This is a genomic window from Sphingopyxis sp. YR583 (assembly GCF_900108295.1).
In the GTDB taxonomy this organism is placed as follows: Bacteria; Pseudomonadota; Alphaproteobacteria; order Sphingomonadales; family Sphingomonadaceae; genus Sphingopyxis.
In genome coordinates this window covers 1,388,619-1,404,084 of record NZ_FNWK01000001.1, presented here as the reverse complement: position 1 = coordinate 1,404,084, position 15,466 = coordinate 1,388,619, and the positions used below count along the sequence as shown (strand labels likewise).

Annotated in this window: 21 protein-coding genes and 1 tRNA gene; 7 read left to right on the top strand and 15 right to left on the bottom strand. The window is 64.0% G+C overall.

Features of this window, described 5'->3' with window-relative positions:
* Positions 1–146 precede the first annotated feature (146 nt).
* Together BLW56_RS06455 and BLW56_RS06450 are read left to right on the top strand one after the other, a co-directional pair.
* Entirely contained in the window at positions 147–443 is a 297-nt protein-coding gene (locus tag BLW56_RS06455; RefSeq protein WP_093509766.1) for a conjugal transfer protein TraD, read from the top strand.
* A 46-nt stretch (positions 444–489) separates the two neighbouring features.
* Positions 490–732: a conjugal transfer protein TraD gene (locus tag BLW56_RS06450; RefSeq protein WP_093509765.1), complete on the top strand. Its 243-nt coding sequence runs from the start codon at positions 490–492 to the stop codon at positions 730–732.
* Positions 733–1,086: 354 nt separating this feature from the next.
* On the opposite strand, the gene BLW56_RS06445 is transcribed toward BLW56_RS06450, so the two are convergent.
* The 10 genes from BLW56_RS06445 to BLW56_RS06405 form a co-directional block, all read right to left on the bottom strand.
* Positions 1,087–1,785, bottom strand: coding sequence for a lytic transglycosylase domain-containing protein (locus tag BLW56_RS06445; protein WP_256203325.1), 699 nt, complete (start codon positions 1,783–1,785; stop codon positions 1,087–1,089).
* Positions 1,770–2,342, bottom strand: coding sequence for a S26 family signal peptidase (locus BLW56_RS06440; RefSeq protein WP_256203324.1), 573 nt, complete (start codon positions 2,340–2,342; stop codon positions 1,770–1,772). Before BLW56_RS06440 ends, BLW56_RS06445 begins: the two co-directional genes overlap by 16 nt.
* Positions 2,339–2,608, bottom strand: a complete 270-nt coding sequence (locus BLW56_RS06435) for a helix-turn-helix transcriptional regulator (RefSeq protein WP_093509764.1) — start codon at positions 2,606–2,608, stop codon at positions 2,339–2,341. Before BLW56_RS06435 ends, BLW56_RS06440 begins: the two co-directional genes overlap by 4 nt.
* Positions 2,609–2,816: 208 nt before the next feature.
* Entirely contained in the window at positions 2,817–3,356 is a 540-nt protein-coding gene (locus tag BLW56_RS20600; protein WP_218140494.1) for a DNA -binding domain-containing protein, read from the bottom strand.
* Positions 3,271–3,636, bottom strand: a complete 366-nt coding sequence (locus BLW56_RS21040; protein ID WP_371262208.1) for a transcriptional regulator domain-containing protein — start codon at positions 3,634–3,636, stop codon at positions 3,271–3,273. The genes BLW56_RS20600 and BLW56_RS21040 overlap by 86 nt, the downstream gene beginning before the upstream one ends.
* A gap of 117 nt (positions 3,637–3,753) precedes the next feature.
* Positions 3,754–4,047: a hypothetical protein gene (locus tag BLW56_RS06425; RefSeq protein ID WP_143043393.1), complete on the bottom strand. Its 294-nt coding sequence runs from the start codon at positions 4,045–4,047 to the stop codon at positions 3,754–3,756.
* Positions 4,048–4,233: 186 nt separating this feature from the next.
* Positions 4,234–4,710 (bottom strand): MucR family transcriptional regulator, encoded by a 477-nt coding sequence (locus BLW56_RS06420; RefSeq protein ID WP_093509761.1) that lies wholly within the window; start codon positions 4,708–4,710, stop codon positions 4,234–4,236.
* Positions 4,711–4,891: 181 nt separating this feature from the next.
* On the bottom strand, positions 4,892–6,625 hold the full coding sequence (locus tag BLW56_RS06415; RefSeq protein ID WP_093510821.1) for a ParB/RepB/Spo0J family partition protein: 1,734 nt from the start codon (positions 6,623–6,625) through the stop codon (positions 4,892–4,894).
* A 104-nt stretch (positions 6,626–6,729) separates the two neighbouring features.
* Positions 6,730–7,146: a DUF2958 domain-containing protein gene (locus BLW56_RS06410; RefSeq protein ID WP_093509760.1), complete on the bottom strand. Its 417-nt coding sequence runs from the start codon at positions 7,144–7,146 to the stop codon at positions 6,730–6,732.
* Positions 7,143–8,135 carry an ArdC family protein gene (locus tag BLW56_RS06405; protein WP_093509759.1) on the bottom strand — a complete coding sequence of 331 codons (993 nt, stop codon included), beginning with the start codon at positions 8,133–8,135 and terminating at the stop codon, positions 7,143–7,145. Before BLW56_RS06405 ends, BLW56_RS06410 begins: the two co-directional genes overlap by 4 nt.
* A gap of 700 nt (positions 8,136–8,835) precedes the next feature.
* Between BLW56_RS06405 and BLW56_RS06400 the strand changes: the two genes are divergently transcribed.
* Complete coding sequence (locus BLW56_RS06400) at positions 8,836–9,096, top strand: HNH endonuclease signature motif containing protein (RefSeq protein ID WP_218140493.1); 261 nt, start codon at positions 8,836–8,838, stop codon at positions 9,094–9,096.
* Positions 9,097–9,135: 39 nt separating this feature from the next.
* Here BLW56_RS06400 and BLW56_RS06395 read toward each other — a convergent pair whose 3' ends face one another.
* Positions 9,136–9,558, bottom strand: coding sequence for a sigma factor-like helix-turn-helix DNA-binding protein (locus BLW56_RS06395; protein ID WP_093509757.1), 423 nt, complete (start codon positions 9,556–9,558; stop codon positions 9,136–9,138).
* Between the two features lie 84 nt (positions 9,559–9,642).
* Positions 9,643–10,107 carry an Lrp/AsnC family transcriptional regulator gene (locus BLW56_RS06390; RefSeq protein WP_305809695.1) on the bottom strand — a complete coding sequence of 155 codons (465 nt, stop codon included), beginning with the start codon at positions 10,105–10,107 and terminating at the stop codon, positions 9,643–9,645.
* Between the two features lie 108 nt (positions 10,108–10,215).
* Between BLW56_RS06390 and BLW56_RS06385 the strand changes: the two genes are divergently transcribed.
* Positions 10,216–10,452, top strand: coding sequence for a DUF6356 family protein (locus BLW56_RS06385; protein ID WP_093509755.1), 237 nt, complete (start codon positions 10,216–10,218; stop codon positions 10,450–10,452).
* Here the strand turns inward: BLW56_RS06385 and BLW56_RS06380 are convergent.
* Entirely contained in the window at positions 10,445–10,981 is a 537-nt protein-coding gene (locus tag BLW56_RS06380; RefSeq protein WP_177175853.1) for a hypothetical protein, read from the bottom strand. The genes BLW56_RS06385 and BLW56_RS06380 overlap by 8 nt on opposite strands.
* Positions 10,982–10,997: 16 nt before the next feature.
* On the opposite strand from BLW56_RS06380, the gene BLW56_RS06375 reads away from it, so the two are divergent.
* Positions 10,998–12,683, top strand: a complete 1,686-nt coding sequence (locus BLW56_RS06375) for a recombinase family protein (protein ID WP_177175852.1) — start codon at positions 10,998–11,000, stop codon at positions 12,681–12,683.
* Positions 12,684–12,936: 253 nt separating this feature from the next.
* Here the strand turns inward: BLW56_RS06375 and BLW56_RS06370 are convergent.
* Positions 12,937–13,011 (bottom strand) — tRNA-Gly (locus BLW56_RS06370).
* Positions 13,012–13,170: 159 nt separating this feature from the next.
* On the opposite strand from BLW56_RS06370, the gene BLW56_RS06365 reads away from it, so the two are divergent.
* Positions 13,171–14,082 carry a tetratricopeptide repeat protein gene (locus tag BLW56_RS06365; protein WP_093509752.1) on the top strand — a complete coding sequence of 304 codons (912 nt, stop codon included), beginning with the start codon at positions 13,171–13,173 and terminating at the stop codon, positions 14,080–14,082.
* Between the two features lie 7 nt (positions 14,083–14,089).
* Positions 14,090–14,740, top strand: a complete 651-nt coding sequence (locus BLW56_RS06360) for an LON peptidase substrate-binding domain-containing protein (RefSeq protein ID WP_093509751.1) — start codon at positions 14,090–14,092, stop codon at positions 14,738–14,740.
* A gap of 4 nt (positions 14,741–14,744) precedes the next feature.
* On the opposite strand, the gene BLW56_RS06355 is transcribed toward BLW56_RS06360, so the two are convergent.
* Positions 14,745–15,410, bottom strand: coding sequence for a sigma factor (locus BLW56_RS06355; RefSeq protein ID WP_256203323.1), 666 nt, complete (start codon positions 15,408–15,410; stop codon positions 14,745–14,747).
* Positions 15,411–15,466 lie beyond the last annotated feature (56 nt).

The window sequence follows — 15,466 nt, the reverse complement described above, 5'->3', positions numbered from 1 at the left end:
TCGTGCATTCCGAGCCGACGCAAGCTGCGCGTCAGACATTTGCGCCGCCCGTTATACGCCGGATTACGCATCGAATTTATTGCACCTTGATCGAGCTCGGAAGGCGCCCATGTCAGCGACGGTGGAGCGTTCGACGGAGTTACATCATGGCCAAGATGCGAGATTTCGATGCCGAGCTGAAGGCTCTCAGCGACCGCGCCAAATTGCTGAAGCAGCGCAAGGTCCAGCAATTTGGTGAACTCGTCGAAACGACCGGTGCCGACACGCTTGATCCCGAACTGCTAGCGGGCGCGCTGCTCGCCGCCGTGGCGACCAAGGACAAGGCGGTCACCGCAGAATGGAGCAAACGCGGCGCCGAATTTTTTCGCGCTCGCGAGCGGAAACGGGCGAGCCGCGATACTGCGCCTGTCGCTGGCGGCACGCCGTCTGGAGCAGGCACGTAACCGTGCGGAGTTGGCGAAGGCCCGCGCCGACAATCGGTCACGGGTCATGACACGGCGCGCCCGGACACGGCAGTTGATCGAACTGGGCGGGCTGGTCATGAAAGCCGGTCTCGCGCAAATCGCGGGTGATGATCGCGCGCTAATCTATGGTGCATTTCTGGAAATCGCAGCGCGGCTGCAAGAACCGAATGGCGATGCGCTGAGGGCCGACCTCCACCGGAGCGGCGCACGGGCATTAGCCGACGAGGCCAACATTGCATCATCTCGCATCGGTGTGTCGGAGCGATGAAGGCGGGATCGACAATGGCTGCAACAAAGAAAGCCATTGTCGATCCCATATTGTGAAGACGTATCTTTCCAGGAACGCCGCACAATGAAAGCTGGCAAGACCGGGGAGGCTTGCCATGTTTCACTCATTAAGACGCCGGGCCGCACCAAATCCGCACCCATCGATAACGATATTGCTGCCAAGGACCGCGCATACCGGCATCATAAAAAAGACCGGCGCCGCAATGCGGCGCCGGTCGAAGTTGTGCTTAGGCATCGTGGGTCGCTACGATGCAACAGCGCGCGCCAGGTCGAGCGCACGCTGCCCGCTTGTAAGACGTGCGGCCCGCGTCGTTCCGCACCTCCGACAAGCGGATTATTTTTCGCTGTTCCCGGTGCTTGGTTCCGACGCTTTCGCGAGCGGGAACAGGGAGATTCCCGCCGCCGACGCAGCGACTTCGGCCGCCCGCTCCGTCGATGCGTTCACGCCGCGCCCGCGACCGGCCATGAACAATGTCGCTTCCTGCCAGCGGGCGCGAGGCTGGCGGGAGGCAGCAGCCGATGGCGAACGTGGCGCGTGCGGCGCTCTTGTTAGACTGGCGGTGTAGAGCTGCGTTTCGCGCGGCAAGGGCGCCCCGGTCGCCACATGCCGGGCGTAGCGTGCAGGCCCGGCATTGTAGGCCGAATAGGCACCAGGAAATCCGAACTGGCGGGCCAGCTCGGCGAGATAGAGCGCGCCGCCGATCATATTCATGCGCGGATCCCACGGATCGGCACCGAGCCCATGTTTCCCGGTGAGATAGCGCCAGGTCGCAGGCATGATCTGCATGCAGCCCATAGCCCCCTTGTGCGACCGGGCGTCGGGTCGGCCCCGGCTTTCGACATGCATGACGCGGAGGATCGTCTCTGCGGCGAGCTGCGAGCGCTGCGCCGCCTCAACCGCATGGCGCGCGCACAGCGAAGCTGACGCGGCCACGGGCGAGGGTGAAGCGAAAACAGCGGTCGAAGACCATACCGCAACGAGACCGCCAGCAAGCAGCGCGAAGCGCGCGCGGCGCATCACGATCCCGTCCATATAGGGGTGGCACGGCCGATAATCGTGCCGCGGTCAACCGGCCCGAAATAGCGGCTGTCGAACGAGGTCAGGGTCGCGGGCGCGAGCAGGAAATATTCGCCCTGCCGAAGGGTGCGGCATCCCGACCAGCCCGGCAGCGGACGGCCGAGCCGGTCGGCGACGAGCGCGAAGGCGGCGGGCTCTCCGTCGATCTCGACGCGGCCGCCATAGCGGCAGACCTCGGCCCCCGCCGTCGCCACGATAGGCTTGAGGAGCGGCACGCCGGGACCGAGATAGCGCCGAAGCACCGCGAGGCGCTCGACGGACTCAGGAGGCCGCACCACGACCAGATCGCCAACGCGCGGCTCGGCGCGGGCGACATGATAGAGACCGACCGGCACGCTCGGCGACGCATTCCAGAGGAGCCGGATCGACGGCTCGAAGATGAGCGGGAGCGTCGCGAGCGCGAGTCCAGCGCCGGCGATGGTACCGAGACGGCGGCGCCGCGCGCGGCGCTCGCCGGGCATGTCGGTCCAGGGCGATTTGCGCGGCGTCTCGTCCTTGTCGCGGCGCGTCATCGCCCGCCTCCGGATGCGGGGTCGTCCGAGCGGCGGATCGCGGGCGGCACGGCCAGATTGTTGGGATCGGAGGTCGAGGCGCAGGCGCCGCGATCGGCCCAGGCGCGCAAATCCTCAAGACTGTAGATCACGCGCCCGCCGACCTTCCGATAGGCGGGACCGGTGCCATAGGTTCGGTGCTTTTCAAGTGTGCGCGCCGAGAGACCGACATAATGGGCGGCCTCCTTGGTGCGCAGATAGCGGGTATCCTTGATGATATCGGGCATATCGCCTCCTCGCGGGACTTCGGGTGAGCGCCCGCCCGGCGCGGCCGAACCGATTGAAGAGGGTCAGGCCGGGCGGGACGCGGCGATCATCGGCGCCGAAGGACGGGAAGGGGTGGCCGGAGACAGGGGGGATCGTCTCCGGCCACATCGCCGACACAGTAGCCCCGAGGGGGTGGGGCATAGGCGGACCGACGTCCGCCTGCCGCGTTCAGCGAGGGAGGGCTTTATAGCCGCCCGCGACGAGGCGCTGAGCGAGATCGGTGAGGCGGCGCAGGTCCGAACGGACCGAGCTGGCCCGCCAGTCTGGCGGCAGCTCGCCGCAAAGGATGGCGGCGATGTCGCGCAGCGACACGCCGTCCGTACGCGCATCGTGGATATATAGCATGGCGGCGTGACGCGCCGCATGGCGGAAAGGCGACGCGCGGAGCGGCGTGCCCAAGCCGATCGCGCGGTGGAACAGGGCAATCGCCGCCACGCGATCCGCGAACCGGCGATCGGGATGAAGATAGAGGCCGAAGGCACCACCGCGTCGCGGCGCGAGGCCTTCCGGCACCCAGAGCGCCAGCTCGGGTGCATGGCCCCGCCGAATGAGCCATGTCACGCCGCCCGGCGCCGCGATCCGGATGACCCGCTCTCCCCAGCGCTCAGGCAGGAAGGCCAGATCATCGACGCGCCGCGCCCATGGTGCGGGACGGACGATGGTCAGCATCGTGGCATCGATTTCGGGGAGCCAGCCGACCGGCGGCATGGCCGTCGCCGATATGTCCAGCGGCGGCGCGAAAGGTGAGCCCCCAAGAGGCCAACCTCCGTGCCAGGGGATGAAGACCGATGCGGACGAGCGGCCGCCGCGAGCGGGCGACAGTCGCGAGCGCGTCGGCGCTCGCCTGCCGGGCACCGCGCGAGGCGTCCGACCATAAGGCCCGAAAGTCCGGATTGCGCCGCAGCCACTCCCACGCAAAGCCGCGCGCGTCGAGCGCGCGGCAGGCGTCATAGGGCGCTGGAAGGCAAAAATTCTGATAGCCCGGCACAGCTGCTCTCCCGTCATCTGTCGGGGAGGATTATCTACATATGCGGCGGCATAGGCAATCAAGCGGGCGCTTATCGCGCCATAAGCGAGGCCGCCATTGCGCCTTCAAGGCATTGACCTAGAATGGAAAAGCCCGCCCGGCTTCCCGGGCAGGCGCGACGATCGGCGAAGCGAACAGACGCCGGGCCGGACCGGCACGCCATTCCTGGCCCCCGCGAACCAGAAGGGTTTCGGCGCCGACGAGTGCGATCACACCCGCGAACATCGCCCAGCCCGGAGAAACGCCCGCCGCCGAGGCGGCGAGTCCGCCAGCGAGGCCGCAGCCGAGCGGAAGCGCGCGGGCGGAGGCCGCGAGCAACAGATAGAAGAGGAAAGCCAGGCTGAAGAGGCCGAGCGGAAAAAGCAGGAGCATAGGCGTCGTCCATCCAGAGGGAAAGGACGCGCTTCCACCAACCACCGCAGCGCGGTTCAGATCATAGAGCATAAGGGCAGCGGCGAAAAGCCGCTGCCCTTATTCATTCGCCGCTTTCAGGACCGCCGGTTACCGCACCTGACGGCGGGACCGGCATTCAGCCCGGAAGAAGAGCGGCAATAGCGATCAGGCCGCCGTCTTGGGACGCCCGCGCCGCGCGGGCGCCGCTGCTGCCTTGGCGGCGGCGGGCTTACGGCCGCCGCCCCGGCCCTTCGAGCCGAGACCGATTTCCTTGGCGAGCGCGCGTCGCGTCTCGGCGTAATTGGGCGCAACCATCGGGTAATCCTTGGGCAGGCCCCATTTGGCGCGATAGTCGTCCGGGGTCATGCCATAGTTCGTCATCAGATAGCGGCGCAGCATCTTGAGTTTCTTGCCGTCTTCGAGACAGACGATGTAGTCGGGTTTCACCGACGTGCGGATCGATACCGCCGGCTCCTGCTTCTCGACCGGCGCTTCGACCGGGGTACCGAGAGCGGCGAGCGCGCCATGCACGCGCGCAATCAGCTCGGGCAAGTCGGCCATGGCAACATTGTTGTTCGATACATGTGCCGCGACAATATCGGCGGTGTAGGCCAGCAAATCTTCCTGCTTCTCTTCGGTCATGAGCAGTCTCCTTTTCGGGAGTGCGGCCTATCGGCAATTGCATGCCACCGCCATCGATATTTGCGGGACGCAAATCCCGCCGCCCGGCGGACGAAGCGGCGCATGGCGGCGCTTCATCGATGGCCGCATAAGCGGCGCTTATGCCGAAGAAAGGGCGGCGATAGCCGCCGCCCTCCCATCATCACGCCGCTTCGCGCTGTGGTTCCGGCTTGGCCTCCAGCGCAGCCACGCGGGCATAAGCGCTGACCGGACCGACGCCGCCGCGTTCCGTATAGGCAGCGGGTGGGAATGCCATCCACTTCGGCACCCATGGCGCAACCTTGGCGCGGCCATTGCTCCCGTCCAGATGATCGCGGATGATCGCTTTCAAGATGGCGCCCGTCTCTTTGGCATTGGCCGCCGCGACCTCGGCGCCGCCGACATCGGCGACGAGCGCGGTCAGCACCTCCTTGTCGCGCAGCCCTTCGAAGAAGGTGTCGTCGGCTTCCCAGTATTTGGTCATATCGACGCCGATCTGAAGCCCGACCGCCTCGACCGCATCGCACCCCGACCTCAGCGTCTCGCCCATGACGATCGCGATGGTGTCGAACACCGCCCGGTCGGGAAGCTCCATCAATCGCTGGAAAAGGCGGACAAGCGACACGGCTCCGTCGCCCGCTACCTTCGGTTTCTCGGGCGAGAACCCGAGCAGCGCCAGCACCGCGCGGCGCTTCTCGTCGAAGCGAACCTCGGCGGGCGAGGTTTCGACGCTCTCGCGGACATCATCGTCGCGCGTCATCTGCAACTCGGTGCGAACGATCCAGAGCGGCGACCCCGCGATGGCATGGGCGACCATCAAGCGCAGCGCGACATGCGGCTGCGAGGCCAGTTCGGCGCGCACGGCAGCATGACGATGAAGATCGACATAGGTCTGCATCCGCGAGGAGAGTTCGGGACGCGCGGCCTTGGGCTGCGCCTCCAGTTTCTCGCCCTTGTCGAGCCGCGCCGCTTCCTTCGCGGTGACATAGCCTTCGTGAAAATCGACCTCGCCGCTCTCGCGCACCTGAATATAGATGCGCCCGCCCTTGCGCTTCGCCGCCTTGCGATATTCCCAAGCCGAGAAATAGTCCCCGCGCGGCACGATGACGACATCGCTCCAGCCATCGCCGAGATAAGCCTCGCGCCGCGCGTCGATGGCGGCATTCTGCAAGGTCCAGAAGGCATCGCTGTCGGCAAAATAGCGCTCCTCGCCGAACAGATCGGCGATAATCGCAAGCCCGCTGGCCTCGGCGTCGAACAGCGCATGTTCGACCCGGATCGCGCCGCCACCGAACAGCCATGCCTTCAATTGATTGCCAGTCGGGCAATAGGCTTCGGCATCGTCGTGGAGTGCCAGCCATGCGCGCTGCTGCTTCTTGCTCGCCAGCGTGAGCAACCGGACGGTCGCGCCCTGTATTTCTTCGCGGGCATAGAGGCTGCGGATACGCGGCAAAAGATTGCCGAGCGCGAGGATGCGTCTGACCATAGCCTCGGCCATTCCGAAGGTCATCGCAATCTCGGTGATGCTACGGCCTTCCCTGACGAGCCGCGTATAGCTTTCCCACTGCGTCACTTCGTCGGCATCGCGCCGCGCGATATTCTCGATCAGCGAGGCTTCGAGCGCGGCGGCATCGTCGCCCTCTTCGAGGATCGCACAGGGCAGCGGCTCGGAATGGCCGCTTTCGTCCGCAACAATCGCCGCCGCCGTGAAGCGCCGCGCCCCCGCGACGATCTCAAAATGTCCCGCCTCGCAATTGGGCCGCACGATCAGCGGCACCAGAACGCCGCGCGCGCGGACGGTCGGCAGAATGTCCGACACGTCGGGCGCCTTTTTGGCGTAGCGCATATTGGTCTTGCTGATCGACAGCTTGCCAAGGTCGATAAAGTCTAGTTTCATGTGCATAACCTTTCTTCGGGAAGGTGCCGGTCCGTCGCGATTTCCAGATTGGGCGGACCGGCCTCAGAATGACGGCAAGACGCGCCGCCAGCGTCTGCCGCCGCCTAGTCAGGCTTCGGAAGCTCGGTGCGCGCGGCGCTAACGCCGCGCTGGAACAGGGTTGCGGCGACGAGGATCGATCCCGTGCGGCGCGACCATGTCGCCCATGTCGACAGCGGCAATCGGCTCTCGAAATGAAGGTCGCGCTCGATGTGGAGACCGAAGGGCAGCCGCACCGACCCGAGTTCGCAGAGGCTGAACGAGCCGAGTTCGGGCGTTCCGAACCCGAGGTCGGCCAAGCCGAACAGGGTGTCGCCATCTTCGGCCAACTCGGTGGCCAGCCATGTCGCGGCACCGACCGGATTGAAGAATTTGGCGAGCGGCACGAAATCGGGTTCGGCCAATCCTGCCATGACGGCAGAGCGGCGCGCCTCGTCATTGGCGCGAAGCGCGGTGCGAAGGTCGGGGGTTAGGAGGATCATGCTGCCAGCCTCCCCGCTTGCGCCTCATTCTCGCAAGCTCCCTCCGGCGCCTCCATCCGGGCAAGCAACCAGTCGGCGGCCTTGCTCGCAAGGCTGGCGGCGCGGAAGATCGCGCGATTATCCTCGCGAAGCACCTCCAGCCATGAGCCGATATAATCGGCATGACGCACCGTCGGCGCGAGCCCGAGCGAGGCGCAAAGGAAAGCGCTGCCCATTTCGGCAACCAGTTCCTCGCGCGCATAATCCTTCGAACCGAACGGATTCAGCAGCTTGCGGTCCAGCCGCGAGGCGTGGCCCGTCGCATGGGTCATTTCATGCAGCGCGGTGCGGTAATAGTTGATCTGCTCGAAGAAAGCTGGCTGCGGCGGCACCTGCACATAATCTTGGCTCGGCACATAAAAGGCCTTGTCGCCCCCGACCCGAAATTCGACACCCGATGCGGCGATCACCGCGTCGGCGACGGGGACGATTTCGCGCTCGGGCAGTGGGGCCGGATCGATCCCGATCCCGGCTCGAAGCCCCTCGCACTGCGCGACATTGAAGACGGTAAAGCTTTTGAGGAACGGCACCGCGCGCGCCGCATCGCCATCCTGCGCCGCCCGTGCCGCCTCGCCCTTCGGAATGAAGCGATCGGCATAGACGACGGTCGTCCCGCGCTCGCCCTTCCGAACATTACCGCCCGCCTCCAGCGCTTGCCGGAAGGTCAGCCAGCCCTGCGAGGGATACCCTGCCTCGATCACCGCGCCCCAGAGGATCAGGATATTGACGCCCGAATAAGTCCGCCCCGTCACCGCGTTGCGCGGCAGCGCGGCCGATGCGCCGCCGCCCGCCACATGCGCGGCCTTCCACGGCTGCACCCAAGGCAGGCGCCCAGCTTCGAGTTCGGCGATGATCTTGTTCGTGACCGCATCATAGAGCGACGCGCGCGGCGCGCTCGTTCTCGCTTCACGGCGGCTCGGCCTTGCACGGCGTTTCGGTTGGACAGGCATATTTCCTCCATTCCCGCCCCAAATCCCACAGGCCTCCCGGCGGAGCGGGGATGGGCGGCGAGATGCGACCTGCAGGGCGCGGCCATCGAGGCGGGCGGAACCGAAGGCCGCAGCGAAGCGGAGGAGCCGGCAAAGCCGGCTTGCAGCCCGCCGGGCCGCGCCCAGAGGGGAGCGCCGGCCAGCAACGCGACTGTCGGAAGGCCCCGCGAACACGCCGCCGCGCGGGGCGCGGCGGCATCGAAAGGGTGTTGCGGGGTGTCCCCGCAAGAAGGGGTAGGTCGAGCCCCATGGGAACCATGGGGCTGGACCTCAGGGGAAAGCGTTCCCCTCATGCTACCGAACAGACATTGTCCCACCGTGAGACCAAGCATCACCCGCGGCCCGCTTGTCGATCAAGGAATGACCAGATAATATTCGCAGGCGGGCCGGCTGCATCAGCACCGGCGGATATGCCAGGAGGCTATCCCGCGCCCTCGGCATCCAGGAGGAGCCGAGACTGGCCGCTGACGGACTGCGGGGTGAGGAGTTTAACCTCGTCCAGCGCGAGCCAAAGGCTTCCAATCGAGGGGCGGCAACCGGAAGGGCCGCTGCGCATCCGCTTTGACCTCATTGTCAGAGCGAGATCATGTGCAATCTATCGACCCTTCGTAATGAAGCCGCCGCAAAGCAAGATTGGCGCTGCCATTATTGCCGCCAACCGATGTGGAACGACGACCCGGCCGCGGTCGCCGCCCGATATGGGATCACCCTCAAGCAGGCCCAGCATCTGAAGGTCACAGCCGAGCATCTGGTCGCACGGCAGGACGGCGGCACCGACACGCCCGATAACATCGTCGCTGCCTGCACCTATTGTAACGATCGCCGCCACCGCCGCCGCAGCCCTCTGTCTCCCGAAGACTATGCCCGCAAGGTCCGCGACCGACTCGCCAAAGGCAAGTGGCACCGCATGCGCCTGACGTAGCCGACACGGCTACGATGCCAGGCTGAACCCGGTCGCGCTTCAGCCCGGGCCCTGCCGATGCTCGTCGAGCAGCGCGAAGATCTCGTCCAAGGTCCGGCGACTGCCATTCGGAACGCTCAGAAACTCAACCTCGAACGCTCGCCGATCCTTGCCAGCGACATCGCCGAGCGTTCTGATCCCGGCCATCTCCAGCGCTTTTCGCGCCCGCCGGCTGATCGGTAGCCGGGACACCGGACTTGCCAGGCTCAACTCTCCGACAGGCAGGAGAGGTATATCTTCCCGAAGCCGCTCGGCCTGAAAATAGAGCTGCCGCGCCCGCGAGGCAGTCACGCCAAGCCTGTCGCCGATCTCCCTGTAAGTGAGTCCCTGCCCGCGCAGTTCGAGAACATGGTCGCGGCGCTCGGTCGGAGACGGGAATATAGGCGTCGACATGGTTTTCCTCTTCGGCGCGCTATCCGTCACCAGACGTTTGGGACACGGCCGACCGCAACTTCCACAGGCAGGCCCAATTGCCTAGTCCCCCGAACCGGGGATGATATGCGCGATCTAGAGCGGCAAATGTGTCGTGCATTTGATCTGCTCCATCGCGAAAGAGGAGCTGACGTCGAAGATCGAGTTGCTCTTTATCAGCCGCTTATAGATGCGGTCATAGTCGGCGATGTCCTTGCAGACCACCTTGAGCAGATAGTCCACCTCTCCGCTCATCCGGTAGAATTCGACGACCTCGGGGATCGCGGAGATGGCCGCAGCGAAATCGGTAAGCCAGCTATCCTGATGCTGGCTCGTCTTCACCGCCACGAAAACGGTAACGCCAAGATCGAGAAGGTCGCGATCGAGAATGGCGACTCTCTCCCGGATATAGTTCGCATCTTCCAGCCGCCGTATCCGCTTCCAGCACGGGCTCGACGACAGACCGACCGCTGTTGCGACATCCGCGAGCGAGCGCGAAGCATCGCGCTGCAGCTCGCCAAGGATCTTGCGATCGATATGGTCGATTGAAATTTTCTCCACACATGGCCTTTCAAAGCAGATTGTCATCGCATTTTGATCGAACGACAGAATCTTTGAAAGCCTTTTCCTCAGCACACGATCTATACCGCTCCCTACAAGGAGGGCCGAATGATCCGTCGCATTTTCACCGCACATCCGGCCTCGGTCGGCGAGAGCTACGGCGCCCACTTCTTCCACGCGCTTTCATTCGCGGCGGCGATGCTGGCCGGAACAATCGCCTGCTTCATACACGCACTCATTCCGTCGCTGTTCGAGAAGACGGGAAGCCGAATCATAACGCGGCTCCATGACCGGATGGTCGTGAACCGTGCGCGTTTGTCGGCGCGGCCGGACCCGATCAACTGACGGCCGAACCGCCTTCCGCGGCGTTCGATTTCACGTCCGCCGCGGCTTTCCCGCCGCCTTGTAAATTATCGAGTAGCGCGAGGATCTCATCCAGCCCGGCCCGGTCACCGCTTAGATCCATATAGCGATGGATCATTTCAGCGCGCCCGATCGCCAATATCTGGCCAAGCGTTGCGAAGCGCGCGCAGCGAAGATTGTTGATGGTCCGGCATTTGAGGGGCAGCCTCGATACGGGGCTCGTCATACCGAGTTCGGCAATGGGCAAGGGCGGCATTTTCAGCCGAATTCGCTCCGCCTTCAGATAAAGCTCGCGCGCCCGCGATGGCGATATCCCCAATCTTTCGGCGATACCCTTAAAGGTCACGCCCTCACCGCGAAGCTGAAGAACATAGTCGCGACGCGCGGCAGGACTGGAAAAGGTTGGGGCAGACATTGAAGCCTCCTCTTTCCAGCTCCGAACGATCGATATCTGCTGGGGGTGGTGGATGACTGTTTTCCGCTGCCCGAACGACTTTTCCAAGACGACCAAATGGAGGGGGATTTCAATGTCCGAGAGTTCGGAGCAATATCTCGTGCCCGTCGCGCAATATCTTCGAATGTCGAAGGACCACCAGCGCTACTCGATCCGCAATCAGGCGCGCGCGATTTCAGCCTATGCCGCGCAACATGGGCTGAATGTCGTCAAAACCTACACCGATCCGGGCGAGAGCGGGTTGACATTACGCGAGCGCCCCGGACTTCAGGCCCTCTTGTCTGATGTGATAAAACCCGAGCGTATCTTCGAACGGGTACTCGTTCTCGACGTGAGCCGTTGGGGGCGCTTCCAGAACCTCGATCAGGCAGGGCATTATGAGTTCATCTGCTTCGAGGCCGGCGCTCCCGTCATCTATTGCGCAGAGCTGTTCGAGAATGACGGCACGCCCGTCATGGCACTTCTGAAACAGATCAAGCGCCTGCAGGCTGCGGAGTTCAGCCGCGAGCTTTCGGGAAAAGTGCTTCACGCCCAGCTTCTACAAGCGAAGATCGGGCACAAGGTCGGCGGACCTCGGCGGTTCGGCTTCGAACGTATGCTCGTCGACGAGCATGACTGGCCGATCCAGATATTGAAGCGCGGCGAGAGCAAGGCGCTCAACAACCAGCGAGTCGTCTATGTCCGGGGGTCCGATGCGGAGGTGAAGGTCATTCGCGACATCTTCACCTGGTACACGCGGGACCGAATGAGCCTGCGGCAGATCGCAAAGCATCTTAACGAACTGCAGATTCCGGCGGGCGATCGCCCGACTTGGAGCGAGAACATTGTACGCCGTATATTGTCCGACGAACTGGCCCTCGGGATTTACGTGTTCAACCGCCGCACCCAGAGGCTAAAATCCAAGTCACGGAAAAACCCGCCCGAAGCCCTGATCAAAACGAAAGTGACCGACCCGATTGTCAGCCGCGTCCAATTCGACAGCGCAGCGCGGCGTCTTAAAATTCGGCGGCATGGCGTTTCCCCTGAAGAGAATTTGGCCGCTGTAGCCCGCCTGCTGCGGTCCAAGGGATATCTCACCGGGAAGCTGATCGACAAATGTCCCTATACTCAGAGTACCACCGTTCTGCGGAGGCAGTTCGGCTCTATCCACCGGGTTTACGAGTTGGTCGGCTACCAACCGGAAGGTTGGGTACGCCAGCGGGGCGGCCGCCCGCCTTTGACCAAGGATGACATCCTCGCCCGGTTACGCCGACTTCACGATCGCGTCGGCTATGTGAATGAGCATGTGATTAACGACGATCCGTCGGTGCCCAGCGTCAGCGTGATCCAACTGCATTTCGGGAAGCTGACCGAAGCCTACAGGCTTGCGGGTTTGCCTTATGGACGGACCGAACTGCAACGGCTCGGACATGAAAGACTGAAGGCCAAAAGCAAAGGGAAGCCGATCCGAAGCTCGCCCACGCGATGGGCCGAACTTCTCAGCCGGTTCAGCGACGACGATTTGCTTGACTGTCTTCGGCGTCTCCACAAGCAGCATGGCTATGTCACCGCACAGATCATCCGTGAAGACGATCTTTCTCCCACGCCGCTGCTCTTCGCCCGGCGCTTCGGAACACTTTTGAACGCCTACGCACGCGCGGGCATAGAAAATCGGCGGTTCGCAATTTGGAGTCGAGCCGGGAAGATGAGAGCGGCTGTGACAAGAGCAAAAAGGCAGACGGCGCAACCGGACTTGCCTGATCGGCAAGACAATCGCTGACGCTGGTCAAAACGGTTGCGCCAACAGCTTTATAAGGCGCACGCCCTCAAAGTGGATGGCAAATGCTGGCGTCCCTGAGGCTAGACACATGTATGGCTGAATGAAGCTGCAGTGGCCTTTTCAACGCCGATCCGCACCCATCACACGAATTTCCGTGGTTGCCAGGTGTTTACCAGTGGCGCGAATTCGCATTCAGCAACCAGTGCCGAGGCCAGCAATGGCCTTCCAAGTCACTGAAAATAAGCTGGAAAACTGGAGCGGGCGAAGGGATTCGAACCCTCGACCCCAACCTTGGCAAGGTTGTGCTCTACCCCTGAGCTACGCCCGCTCTGGCGGCTGGAAACCGGTCGGTTCCAGCGGGTGAGGCGGGCGATTAGCACCGGCTTTTTGACTCGGCAACCCCTGATTGTGCATTTTCTCCGAAGGGTTGGCATATTGCCCGAAATTCCCACATAAGTGGGCATATCGATAACAAGGAGCTTTCCCCGTGGCCACGCTTGGTCTGAACCCCTCTGAAAAGGAAGCCGTCGAAGCTTTCCGCCGCGACGTCGTCGAACCGTCGATGACCAGCCTCGTGATTCTCGATTTCTGGGCCGAATGGTGCGGCCCCTGCAAACAATTGGGTCCGGTGCTCGAAAAGGTCGCCGCCGATTATGCCGACAAGGGCGTCGTGTTGGTCAAGGTCGACGTCGATGCGAATCGCTTCATCGCGGGTCAGTTCCAGGTCCAGTCGATTCCGACCGTCTATGCGATCTTTCAGGGGCAGCCGGTTGCCAATCTGACCAACGCGCGCACCGAAAGCCAATTGAAGACAATTCTCGACCAGCTCCTCGCGCAGCTCCCCATCCAGAGCGAGGCGACCGCGCGCGCGGTCGAGATCGCCCCGCTCATCGAAATGGGGGACACCGTCCTTGCCGAAGGCGATGGTCCGCGCGCGGCGAGCATCTTTGCACAGATCCTCGAAATGGCTCCCGATAACCCCGCGGCGCACGGAGGGTTGATCCGCGCGATGCTGCTCGCAGGCGATGTCGAGGGCGCTCAGGCCGCGCTCGCCACGGTTCCCGCCGAAATCGCCGACGACCCGTCCGTCGTGCAGGCTAAAAGCGCGCTGGCGCTTGCCGCCGATGCGCCCGACGCCGGTGAGCTTACGGCATTCGAAGCCGCCGTCGCCGCGAACCCGGACGATCATCAGGCGCGTTTCGATCTTGCGAGCGCACAGATCGGCGCGGGCCTGCGCGATGCGGCTACCGACAATCTGCTCCACATCGTCGCGGCCGACCGCGAATGGAACGAAGGCGCCGCGCGGGCCAAGCTGCTCTCGCTGTTCGAAGCCGTTGGTCTCGAAGACGCCTGGGTCGCGGCGCAGCGCCGACGCCTGTCGCTGATTCTGTTCGGTTAGAGCAACCATGGCCGATACTGCGCCTTTGACCATTCAGCGGATCGCGATCTTTCCGCTCACCGGTGCGGTGCTGTTTCCCCGGCTTCACCTGCCGCTCCATATCTTCGAGCCGCGCTATTCAGCGATGGTGCAAGAGGTATTGGCGCGCGACCGGCAGATAGGGATGATCCAGCCGCGGCAGCTGCCCGGCGAAGAGGACCGCGAACCGCCCGCGCTCTACGATGTCGGTTGCGTCGGCCGCATCGTCGATGTCGAGGCGCTCGACGAGGGGCGCTTCAACCTCGTCCTCGAAGGCGTTGCGCGCTTTCGCGTCCGCCGCGAACTCGACGTCACGACGCCGTTCCGGCAGGTGGAGGCCGAGATCGAGCTCGAGGCTGAAGACGATGCGGTGCTGGCGAGCATCGAGCGCGCGCGCCTTGAGCGTGAGGCCAAGCGCTTCGCGGCGCGGCAGGGCTATGTCGTCGATTGGGATTCGGTCGGACAGCTCGACGACGCCACGCTGGTCAACGGCATCGCGCAGGTCGCGCCGTTCGATGCCGCCGCAAAACAGGCGCTGCTCGAAGCCTCGCCGATCGATGCGCGCGCCGAACTTGTCGTCCAGCTGATGCAGTTTTTCGGCCGTTTCGACGGCGACGATGGTCGCGCCACGCTCCAGTAGCAGCTCAGTGAAATTTGCGGATCGGCGCGTGGTGCACGATGTCCGCGAGCGCGCGCCGCACGATATGGCGGTCGCTTTCGCGTAGGCGTTCCGCAGCGTCGCGCACCATCAGATGGTGACGGACAAGCTGCTTTTCGGTTGCAAGCCGGGTTTCCATACGGCTTTCTTCGCCACGCGAACGGCCCAGTTTCGCGCGTCGACGGCATGCCCAATCCTCGACCAGACGATCGGCAAGGCGCTCGGCGAGATTGTCGGCGGCGCCCTGTTCGGTCGCATCCTGGGCGGCCGGATCGACCAGCCAGGCATCGGCGCCCTCTTCCTCCAACGCGTCGAACGACAGCGTTGCAGTGACTTGCCGCCGCCCGGCACACCGCTGGTCGCCGTGCAACCGGTGCCTGAGTGCCTGCAATTCGGCGCGAAACTGCCAGTTCACATAGGTAGTAAAGCGCGCCCGGGCCGGATCATATCGTTCGGCGGCTCGATGCAGCGCGATCGCGCAGACCTGTGCTGCGTCCTCGGCGACGTCGGTCAACCCATAGTTGCGCGTGAAATAGCGGATACGCGGCGCCGCGAGCGTCGAAAGCCGGGCGAAGCTGCGATCGGCCTGCGCGCGCGTCCGTGCACCGGGCGCCGCGTCGAGTGCGGTCAGCGCCCCGATATAGTCGGTCACCGCTGTTTCAAGTGCGTTGCTTTTTGTCGACATGGTCCGCCCCCGATCGTCTGCGG

Excerpts from the sequence above, each read along its gene's own strand:
- BLW56_RS06455 (WP_093509766.1), top strand. The coding sequence starts at position 147 with ATGGCCAAGATGCGAGATTTCGATGCCGAGCTGAAGGCTCTCAGCGAC.
- BLW56_RS06450 (WP_093509765.1), top strand. The coding sequence starts at position 490 with ATGACACGGCGCGCCCGGACACGGCAGTTGATCGAACTGGGCGGGCTG.
- BLW56_RS06445 (WP_256203325.1), bottom strand. The coding sequence starts at position 1,785 with ATGGACGGGATCGTGATGCGCCGCGCGCGCTTCGCGCTGCTTGCTGGC.
- BLW56_RS06440 (WP_256203324.1), bottom strand. The coding sequence starts at position 2,342 with ATGACGCGCCGCGACAAGGACGAGACGCCGCGCAAATCGCCCTGGACC.
- BLW56_RS06435 (WP_093509764.1), bottom strand. The coding sequence starts at position 2,608 with ATGCCCGATATCATCAAGGATACCCGCTATCTGCGCACCAAGGAGGCC.
- BLW56_RS20600 (WP_218140494.1), bottom strand. The coding sequence starts at position 3,356 with ATGCCGCCGGTCGGCTGGCTCCCCGAAATCGATGCCACGATGCTGACC.
- BLW56_RS06425 (WP_143043393.1), bottom strand. The coding sequence starts at position 4,047 with ATGCTCCTGCTTTTTCCGCTCGGCCTCTTCAGCCTGGCTTTCCTCTTC.
- BLW56_RS06420 (WP_093509761.1), bottom strand. The coding sequence starts at position 4,710 with ATGACCGAAGAGAAGCAGGAAGATTTGCTGGCCTACACCGCCGATATT.
- BLW56_RS06415 (WP_093510821.1), bottom strand. The coding sequence starts at position 6,625 with ATGAAACTAGACTTTATCGACCTTGGCAAGCTGTCGATCAGCAAGACC.
- BLW56_RS06410 (WP_093509760.1), bottom strand. The coding sequence starts at position 7,146 with ATGATCCTCCTAACCCCCGACCTTCGCACCGCGCTTCGCGCCAATGAC.
- BLW56_RS06405 (WP_093509759.1), bottom strand. The coding sequence starts at position 8,135 with ATGCCTGTCCAACCGAAACGCCGTGCAAGGCCGAGCCGCCGTGAAGCG.
- BLW56_RS06400 (WP_218140493.1), top strand. The coding sequence starts at position 8,836 with ATGTGGAACGACGACCCGGCCGCGGTCGCCGCCCGATATGGGATCACC.
- BLW56_RS06385 (WP_093509755.1), top strand. The coding sequence starts at position 10,216 with ATGATCCGTCGCATTTTCACCGCACATCCGGCCTCGGTCGGCGAGAGC.
- BLW56_RS06375 (WP_177175852.1), top strand. The coding sequence starts at position 10,998 with ATGTCCGAGAGTTCGGAGCAATATCTCGTGCCCGTCGCGCAATATCTT.
- BLW56_RS06360 (WP_093509751.1), top strand. The coding sequence starts at position 14,090 with ATGGCCGATACTGCGCCTTTGACCATTCAGCGGATCGCGATCTTTCCG.